The sequence below is a fragment of the Kamptonema sp. PCC 6506 genome (assembly GCF_000180455.1).
Lineage (GTDB): Bacteria > Cyanobacteriota > Cyanobacteriia > Cyanobacteriales > Microcoleaceae > Kamptonema > Kamptonema formosum.
In genome coordinates, this window is the sequence record NZ_CACA01000031.1 from 1 (window position 1) to 9,054 (window position 9,054).

The window sequence follows — 9,054 nt, forward strand, 5'->3', positions numbered from 1 at the left end:
ACCGCAGCCGTCAACTCAGCCATCATCTGAGCCATCACCAACATCAACACCGGAACCATCTACGCCATTGTCACCGGAATCCTCACCTCAACCAGAACCCTCCGTTTCTCCGTCCTCTGAGCCATCACCAACCTCAGCGCCGGAACCCTCCGTTTCTCCGTCCTCTGAGCCATCACCAACTTCAGCGCCGGAACCCTCATAGGACTTACGCATTGAGCTATTTTGTCAATGCGTAAGTCCTAAAAGCGATCAAATCAGAGATGATTTCATAGTAAGGGCTTTAGCCCTTACTACAAACAAAAATTAAGCCGGAACTTGGATTTTTTCACTACCAGAAAGAGCAAAAGCTGAGTGAATTGCTTTTAATGCCATTACGCCTTGTGCCTCATCCACAACGCAGCTAATTTTGATTTCGGAAGTAGCAATCATTTGAATGTTAATTTTGTGCTGTGATAACGCTTCAAACATCTTTGCAGCTACTCCCGGATTGGCTACCATTCCCGAACCAACTACGCTAACTTTAGCGATCGCGATATCAACTGCGACTTCACCCCAGCCAAATTCACTAGCGGCTTTTTCCAGCGTTTCTCTAGCAGCTTCCACATCCATTTGTGCTACAGTAAAAGCAATATCGCGAGTTAAAATTCCGTCGATATTGCGACATCGTTGGGACTGAATAATCATGTCAACGCTGATGTTTTCTTCAGCTAAAAGTCCGAATAATTTTGCTGCCATCCCAGGACGATCCTGGAGGTGGCGAATTGCTAAACGTGCTTGATTTATATCTAAAGCAACTGCACGCACCGCAGGGGGTTTAGGAGTAGTAGAAACCTCGGTCAGCGGAGAACTGACAACCTCGAAAACTTTGCAGAGTTCGGTAACAGCGCGATCGCAGTCCGCAGCAGCGATCGCGCAGCTAACTTTCACCTCGGAAGTCGAGATCATTTGAATGTTAATCCCAGCATCCGCTAGGGTTTTGAACATTTGCGATGCTACCTTGGGCCGGCCGATCATCCCCGCGCCGGCAATGCTAATTTTTGCGATCGCCCGATCTTCCGCCCTTACCTCCGGTTCTCCCAGTTCTGGGTCAGAATTTTTGCCCAAAGATGGTACGATCGCATCTGCTACGGCCGCCGCTTGCTTAAGCGAATTCTGCGTCACCGTAAAAGCGATATCATTGGTATTACCTTCGTGAATCGACTGGATAATCAAGTCTACATCTAGATTTTGCAGTGCGATCGCGCCAAATAACCGCGCCGCCACCCCAGGGCGATCGGGTACTCGCAACAGCGACACCGCCGCCTGATTTAAGTCAAACTCCACTGCATCCACCGCTTTCGCCAACTCCAAACCCTCCAGAGGGCGCGATCCCGCTGGCGGTGACACCACGCGCGTACCGGGCTCGTCACTCCAGCTAGAAAGCACAACCAGCGGTACGCCGTAGTTTTTAGCGATTTCCACCGCGCGCGGATGCAACACTTTCGCGCCCAAACTCGCCAATTCCAGCATCTCATCGCAAGTGATCTCAGACATCAATGTTGCATCCGGGACAATGCGCGGATCTGTCGTCAAAATTCCGGGAACATCAGTATAAATCTCGCAGCAGTCAGCTTTTAAGGCCGCCGCTAGCGCTACGGCCGAAGTATCGGAACCGCCGCGCCCCAAAGTCGTAATTTCTAAATCCCCCGCGATCGCGATTCCTTGAAAACCAGCGACGACAACCACCTTACCGCTTTCTAATTGCCGTTCAATGCGATCGGTCTTAATCTGTAAAATCCGAGCGCGAGTGTGTTCAGCTTCAGTTACAATCCCAACTTGAGCACCCGTTAGCGAAATTGCCGGTTGTCCCATTTCCTGCAATGCCATACTCAAAAGTGCGATCGACACTTGTTCGCCCGTCGATAGCAACATATCCATTTCCCGCTTGCTGGGATTGCTGGAAATTTCCTTAGCTAATTTTACCAAACCATCAGTGGTTTTACCCATTGCCGAAACCACGACAACTACAGAGTTACCAAGCTTTACCGCCTTCACAACTCGCTTTGCTACTTCCTGAATGCGTTCAACTGTACCGACGGAACTACCACCGTATTTTTGAACAATTAATGACATAATAAGGTTTACACAAAATACTACAATACTTACCAGCTAATATACGCCGTCTCTCGACTAGAAACAAGAATGTTTAAATTACGTCTTAGGCTGCTCCTAGCAGATAAGCACTTTTTATTCTAGCTTAAAATAGGTTTGTCAAATTGAGATAGTTTCTTTGACTTGCGATCGTCTTTCTTAATTTTGACATAAATTATGGCATTTACAATCTAAAATTAACCAGTAGGTTAAGATTTATATTGCCTGTCATTGCGAGTGAAACGAAGCAATCGCAAAAGCTTGGGACTGCTTCATTGCATTTGCCATAAGGTCATAAGAACGTTACATTTAATTGTGTTCTTTTACTTATGCTAACGCCCCCGGATTTTTCAACTCCCAGAGGTTCAGCTCGAAATCTGTGGATTTTTGCTGTACTATTTTTAATCGTAATCTTCCTCAGTCTAATCATGCAAGCTCTTTCCACCCAACCCCAATTACTAACCGACCCATTTCTACAACTCCCAACCGCAAATTCAGTAAGAGTTGTCTGGTTTACTGAATTTGCCGGTATCCGCCACACCGTAGCTTATGGTCAAAACTTAAATCAAATTGTAACTGCCACCACAACTAAACTCAACCGCACTTACGAAGACCAAGATTCCAGCGTTTCAGAGGCAGTAAAAAAAGGCGCAGTTGACAATAAATTAATACTTAGAGATATTTGGCGACACGAAGCAAAAGTAACTGGTTTAACTCCCGGTGTTCGCATTCCTTATCAGGTCAAAAGTGAAGCTGAAAACGGTCAAAATATTACCAGTCGCACCTTTACTCTCTCACCTCAACCAACACCAGAAACTCCCCTAAAAATTTTACTTACATCTGACCATCAAGTGATGCCGATGGTAGCTGCCAATCTGCAAAAAGCAACTGAAACAATTGATAGAATTGATGCTGTTTTTATAGCTGGAGATTTAGCTAATATCCCTGGTCGTGCCTCAGAATGGTTTGACGATCTTCGCGGTCGTGCTTTTTTCCCTTGTCTCCAAGGTCGCGCTTTTGCAGAATTAGATAAAAACGGGATTAAAACAGTTTACACGGGTGGTGAATTGATTCAAAATGCACCCTTATTTACTGCTCTTGGCAATCACGAAGTCATGGGTAGATTTTCCAAAAATAGCACGTTAAAAGATCAGTTTAATAATTCTTTCCCCCGTTTTGCGACTCAAAAAATATTAACATCTAAATCTGACCCCAAGTGGGAGAATAAAGATAATAAAGATAATAAAGAAAGTGCAAAATCGCCAAGAGGAGCAAAAGAAAATTTAGTTATAGGTGAGTTAAAGGATAGTTCTTTTAACACTGATACTTACGAGCAAATTTTTACTTTACCTAGTCCGAAAAAATACTATGCTGTAACTTTCGGTGATGTGCGTTTAGTAGTTTTGTTTATTACAAATATGTGGCGCACTCCTAGTCTTGATGCTGACGCTAAAGGCAGATATCGGGAACCAGATCGCGATTTTAATCACCCTGAGAATTGGGGTTACGGACAGCATATCTATGAGCCAATTGTCAAGGGTAGCGCTCAATATAATTGGCTTGAGGAAGAACTCAATAGTGAAGAATTTAAGCAGGCAAAATATAAGGTTGTGATGTTTCATCATCCCCCCCATACTTTAGGTGATAATATTGTACCTGCTTACACTGACCCCGTGCAGATTATTGACCGCGATGATAATGGCGAGATTAAAATGATTCGCTATGAATATCCAAAAGAAAATGATTACATTATTCGCGATGTCATCCCCTTGTTAGAAAATGCTGATGTGCAGTTAGTATTTTACGGTCATAGTCATCTGTGGAATCGCTTTATTAGTCCTAGTGGGATGCACTTTTTAGAGACTTCTAATGTTGGGAATAGTTATCCTGCGGCTATGGGTGAAAGGCGGAGATTTGTACCTCCAGGTTATCAGGAGGAATATGTTCCTATTGGCGATTCAAATGGCTTAGAACCTGTAATGCCAACTATTGCGCCTGTTTTGGGAGAAGATGGTCAGCCAATGCCTTATATTGCTAGTAACGATCTTACAGTGTTTAGTATTTTTGATACGGCGGCGGGTGTTGTTAGCAGTTATTATTTTGATACGCGGAAACCGGAGTCAGAGGTTGTGAAATTTGATGAGTTTAAGTTGAAATAGTGAGAAATTTTAGGTTAAATAAAATGTTGAAATTTTCTATCTCGATACGACCCCGACAACCCAGATCGACGCTATTTTGGCGATCGCTTCAGACAGCAAACACAGTATGGCGATCGCACTGCTAAAATTAGCTCAATATCCTCATTTCAGATTAAGATATCCCTTTGCAGAAACTTAATTAACTCGCCAAAGAATTCTCTCCTTTCGGATTGTAATAGTTAGTTAAGAATGACTTAAGTTGTTTTTCCTGAAACCCTTTAGCTAATCTACATACTTCCTCAGCAAAGGGTATCCATTGCTCATCTAATTTTTTTAATTCTTCTGCTTTTTGGATCACCCCTTTCACATTACCTTTCTTTGCTAAATCGTACAAATCTTCTATCAATGCTGCTGGTGGAATCGCCAAAGATTCAACAGCAGATATTTTAGGAGTTGATTCGGGAGGAGATTGAGGAGTCTTTGACTCTGCATAAACCCAAGACAAATCTAACTTTTTCTGCAATAATTCAAATAATTCTGAGACTTGTACAGGCTTAGGTAAAAAAGCATTAGCACCTGCATCTAAACTTTTATATTGGTCTGTCTCAAAAACACTCGCAGAAGAAACGATTACAATTGTATCTTTTAATGTCTCTGAATTTCGTAAGCGACGCAGCAATTCAAACCCATCCATCACCGGCATAACTAAATCCGTAATAATCAGATCGGGCAGTAATTCAGTGGCTTTTGCTAATCCTTCAGCACCATTAGCAGCTTCAAATACCTCAAAACCGATGGGAGTCAGTAAATTCACAATCACTGAACAATTTTCCCAGCGGTCATCTATAACTAATATTTTACGTTTATTGCCTGTAAAGCCTACAACTACCCCTTTTAAATCCCAAGTAGGTTTTAATGTAAATTCATTAGCACAAGGTAAATCTAAATCAAACCAAAATTGACTACCTTGTTCTAGTTGGCTAGTCACGCAAATCTTACTACCCATGACTTCCACAATCTTAGAACTAATCGCTAAACCCAATCCTGTACCTTCTGCCATTCGTTTAGTCTCGCCAACTTGTTCAAAAGGAATGAAGATTTTTTGCCTTTGTTCTTCGCTCATTCCTACACCAGTATCTTCGATTTGAAAGCGAATTTTGTTAACAGCATTGAGAGTGCTTGCTTCTGGCTCAATCGTAGATGATTCAATTACGCCAACTTTGAAAGTAACACCGCCTCTATCCGTAAACTTAACAGCATTACCCAAAAGATTAATCAAAACTTGACGTAAGCGTTTCTCATCAGCTTGTACGCTGATCGGGAGTGCGGGGTCAAATTGGCTAATGAAAGCAATTCCTTTTTGTTCAGCTTTGATGCGGACAATTTCACTGACCGCTTGAAGGAATGCTAGAAAATGGAATTCATTAGGAGCTAGTTCCATTTTCCTTGCTTCGATTTTAGAGAGGTCTAAAATATCATTAATCAGGGTAAGTAAATGAGAACCGCACTGCTGAATAATTTCTAAGCCTTTTAGTTCATTTTCTTGAATATTTTTTGAGCGAATTAGAATTTGAGCATAGCCCAAAATACCATTAAGAGGAGTTCTGAGTTCATGGCTCATATTAGCTAAAAATTCACTTTTGGCACTGTTGGCTACTTCCGCAGCAAGTTTAGCTTGTTCCGCTTCTTCCTTGGCTTCTTTTAATTGAATTTCAGTTTGTTTCCGTTTAAATATTTCGTCATAAATCAACCTAAAAACCCAAGTAAAAATTAGTAAATTGAAGACGGAACCGCCTACAAAAGCAATTATCGACCGCTGTAAACTACTACCAGCTTCCTGCTGTCGCTCGAATAATACTGCCCTTTCTTGTGCGTCAATGTTTTTCACTGCTACACGAATTCGATTGCTCAGCTTCTGGGCATCCTGATTGCGCTTAATTTCCAACAGAGCTGCATCTAATCCCTGGCTACGCCGCAGTTTAATTGTATCATTTATTTGCTCTAAACGATTTTCTACTAAAGGCTGAAGGTCATCTAGTTGGCGATTTATTGCGGGTTCATTCGCTAGAAATTGCCGGAGTAATTCAAAGCATTGGTCAAGATTGAGTTCGGCACTGGTGTAATAATCAATATAGCTATTTTCGCCAGTTAATATATAGCCACGCTGTCCATTTTCAGCATCTCTAAGGTTATTTAAAATCTGGCCGAGTCGATCTATGGTTTCTACTTTTTTCTGTACGCTTCGATTAGCTTCTAAGGTACGCATAACGCTCAAAAATGCTAGTCCACTAACTGATATTGATAACAGCGTAGCAATACCTAGTCCTGTCGCTACTCGGAGCAAAAATTGGGGATTTAGTTTGAGGCGAAGTTTCATTAAATAGTCTCCAGCTCAAGACTTAGACGAAGGTGAGATAGCAGTAAAACCATATTTCTCAAATATTGACATTGCTTTGCTACTTGTGAGAAATTCAATGAATTCTTTTGCTTCTACAGGGTTCTGGCTATTCTTAAGGACAGCCAGCCTTGCAAAAATTGGTTTGTGGGAATCAGTAGGAGCAATCGCGGCGGTTTTGAGTTTCTTAGATGACTTAGCTTCGGGTAGAAAAGTAATACCTACATCTGCTTGTTTGCTTTCCACTGCTTTGGTGATTTCCCGGCTTTCAACATTCGCCCATACAGCTTTAGATTGAACCTGCTGAAAAATCCCTAGATTAGTCAAAATCTCTTTGGTGTGTTGACCAACTCCCAGCCTTTGTGTCCCCATCGCGATTGTTTTAATGCGATCGCTAGTTAAGTCCTTAAAGTCCCCGATCGCTAGCGAAGAATCAGCCGGAACAATTAAGACCATTTGTGTAGAGACTAAATTTTTGATAGTTTCCTCTAACAATAGACCTTTTTTTTGCAAATCATCTATTACTAGGTTAGAGGTAACTAGAAAGATGTCAAATGACTCTCCCTGTTCAATACGATCTCTCAGTGCAGTTGCTCCAGAAAAGGTATAGTTAATAGTAACATTAAACTTTTCTTGCCGATATTGTCTTTCAAGTTCAATCAATACATCTCTATACGGTGGAGTTGAAGCAAAGTTGAGGGAAACTGCCTTCGCGGGCATGGGATTGGTGCAACTTCCTAGCCAGAAGCAGAAGGCAACTACACAGCTAAATAAGATTAAGAAGCGAGAGGTCTTTATCATTGCTATTATCTATTCTCTACTCAAGCTTAATAGTTTTTTTTGGGAGCTTGTGTGATCTATAACACATCCGTAAAATAGATCCTGTTTATTAGAAAGCCCACCGATTACAACCATGATTTTTCGCAATGTAGACGGCTTTATCGGCTTGTCCTACGAGCATTTCTGGAAAGGCTTCTGCACATGGACAATTAGTCGTACTAGAAATGCCTAAGCTAACAGTAACAATATCGATTAGTTGTGAAATATTACCAATTATTACTGGTTTAAATAGGGTTGATTTACTTATTAACTGCCAAGAAGTTTGCGATAACTGTAACTGTTAAAAAATAAATCTATATCTCACTTAAACCTTAACTTACCTTAAGTGAGATATAGATTTATTGTATTTTTATAACGGAGAGGGAGGGATTCGAACCCTCGTTAAGTTGCCCTAAACAGCATTTCCAGTGCTGCGCCTTCAACCACTCGGCCACCTCTCCAAGGCAGAAATCAAAATTTCAGCCACAAGAAAACTATGGTAGCAGAACAAACATCTATCTGGCAAGATACTTTGGCATAAATTTGCTGTTTAATGTGGGTAGGGTAGTGCTTCAGTGAAATTTATGCCCTCACCGACAGACTCATAAAACAGTCTAAACCCAATTATACCAATACTTTTGTCCGCATCCACCTCGAAAAAATCTCAACCTTAAAATCGCTATGGCACGTTCTTACAGCATTAAGATTTATAACAGACAGACAGGCGATCGCCGCACCGTCCAAGTCCCAGAAGACCGCTACATCCTCCACAGCGCCGAAAACCAAGGAGTCGATCTCCCCTTCTCCTGCCGCAACGGAGCCTGCACCACCTGCGCCGTGCGCCTCCTAGCCGGCGAAGTCCATCAGCCAGAAGCAATGGGTCTGTCTGTTGAACTGCAAAAACAGGGTTATGCTCTATTGTGCGTCAGCTATCCCTGCTGTGACATAGAAGTAGAAACCCAAGACGAAGATGAAGTCTACGAACTCCAATTCGGCCAATACTTCGGCAAAGGCAAAGTCAAAGTAGGATTGCCGCTAGATGAAGATTAAAGCAGTATGGGCATAGTAGTAAAAAATCTTGACCAGACAGAGCCGATCGCCTGGAGAGTAACGCAGATAATTATTTATGGGTTATTCGCGATCGCCCTTTGCCTACTTTTAGCTAGCTGCGAAGAACCCCCAGAAACAGAAATCCCCCAAGGCTCAATTGTCAAAGTACAGCGAGTAGTCAACGGACAAACTATCGAAATCGCAGGCTTTGCCGACCAAACCCCCATACTAGAGCAAGTCCGGCTCATCGGTATAGAAGCCCCCGACTTAAAACAGCAGCCTTGGGGCCCGGATGCCAGACAAAAACTAGAACAACTGATCGGCGGACAAGAGATATTATTAGAATCCGATGCCCAAGCTCAAGATCGATACGATCGCAAACTAGCTTATCTTTGGCGAGGAAAAGACCTCCTCAACGAACAGCTAGTCAAAGAAGGATATGCTTTAGTCGTAGCGCGATCGCCCAACACCAAACACAAACAGCGCCTCGCCAACGCCCAGGAATGGGCCAGACTCATGGGG

7 protein-coding genes and 1 tRNA gene are annotated in these 9,054 nt (G+C 42.4%); 4 read left to right on the plus strand and 4 right to left on the minus strand.

The genetic code is table 11. The features are described from left to right. A partial coding sequence (locus tag OSCI_RS31240; protein WP_234708688.1) for a hypothetical protein occupies positions 1-202 on the plus strand: 202 nt, incomplete at its 5' end. A 101-nt stretch (positions 203-303) separates the two neighbouring features. On the opposite strand, the gene OSCI_RS01840 is transcribed toward OSCI_RS31240, so the two are convergent. Continuing rightward, complete coding sequence (locus OSCI_RS01840) at positions 304-2,112, minus strand: aspartate kinase (RefSeq protein ID WP_007353144.1); 1,809 nt, start codon at positions 2,110-2,112, stop codon at positions 304-306. A 347-nt stretch (positions 2,113-2,459) separates the two neighbouring features. Here OSCI_RS01840 and OSCI_RS01845 point away from each other — a divergent pair, with 347 nt between their 5' ends. Next, positions 2,460-4,289 carry a fibronectin type III domain-containing protein gene (locus OSCI_RS01845; RefSeq protein WP_007353145.1) on the plus strand — a complete coding sequence of 610 codons (1,830 nt, stop codon included), beginning with the start codon at positions 2,460-2,462 and terminating at the stop codon, positions 4,287-4,289. Between the two features lie 178 nt (positions 4,290-4,467). Here OSCI_RS01845 and OSCI_RS01850 read toward each other — a convergent pair whose 3' ends face one another. The 3 genes from OSCI_RS01850 to OSCI_RS01860 form a co-directional block, all read right to left on the minus strand. Then, a complete protein-coding gene (locus tag OSCI_RS01850) occupies positions 4,468-6,645 on the minus strand; it encodes a CHASE3 domain-containing protein (RefSeq protein ID WP_007353146.1) in 2,178 nt (725 codons plus the stop codon). 15 nt (positions 6,646-6,660) lie between these two features. Then, the gene (modA, locus tag OSCI_RS01855) at positions 6,661-7,464 is read right to left on the minus strand and encodes a molybdate ABC transporter substrate-binding protein (RefSeq protein WP_234708689.1); all 804 of its coding nucleotides are present in this window, start codon (positions 7,462-7,464) and stop codon (positions 6,661-6,663) included. Between the two features lie 394 nt (positions 7,465-7,858). Next, positions 7,859-7,943: transfer RNA gene (locus tag OSCI_RS01860), tRNA-Ser, on the minus strand. A gap of 220 nt (positions 7,944-8,163) precedes the next feature. Between OSCI_RS01860 and OSCI_RS01865 the strand changes: the two genes are divergently transcribed. Continuing rightward, a complete protein-coding gene (locus tag OSCI_RS01865; protein ID WP_007353149.1) occupies positions 8,164-8,532 on the plus strand; it encodes a 2Fe-2S iron-sulfur cluster-binding protein in 369 nt (122 codons plus the stop codon). Between the two features lie 6 nt (positions 8,533-8,538). Continuing rightward, on the plus strand, positions 8,539-9,054 hold a 516-nt coding region (locus OSCI_RS01870; protein WP_052638519.1), incomplete at its 3' end, for a thermonuclease family protein.

What these genes read in the sequence shown, in the direction of transcription:
- OSCI_RS01840 (WP_007353144.1), bottom strand. Translation starts at nt 2,112, where the DNA reads ATGTCATTAATTGTTCAAAAATACGGTGGTAGTTCCGTCGGTACAGTT.
- OSCI_RS01865 (WP_007353149.1), top strand. Translation starts at nt 8,164, where the DNA reads ATGGCACGTTCTTACAGCATTAAGATTTATAACAGACAGACAGGCGAT.
- OSCI_RS01845 (WP_007353145.1), top strand. Translation starts at nt 2,460, where the DNA reads ATGCTAACGCCCCCGGATTTTTCAACTCCCAGAGGTTCAGCTCGAAAT.
- modA (WP_234708689.1), bottom strand. Translation starts at nt 7,464, where the DNA reads ATGATAAAGACCTCTCGCTTCTTAATCTTATTTAGCTGTGTAGTTGCC.
- OSCI_RS01850 (WP_007353146.1), bottom strand. Translation starts at nt 6,645, where the DNA reads ATGAAACTTCGCCTCAAACTAAATCCCCAATTTTTGCTCCGAGTAGCG.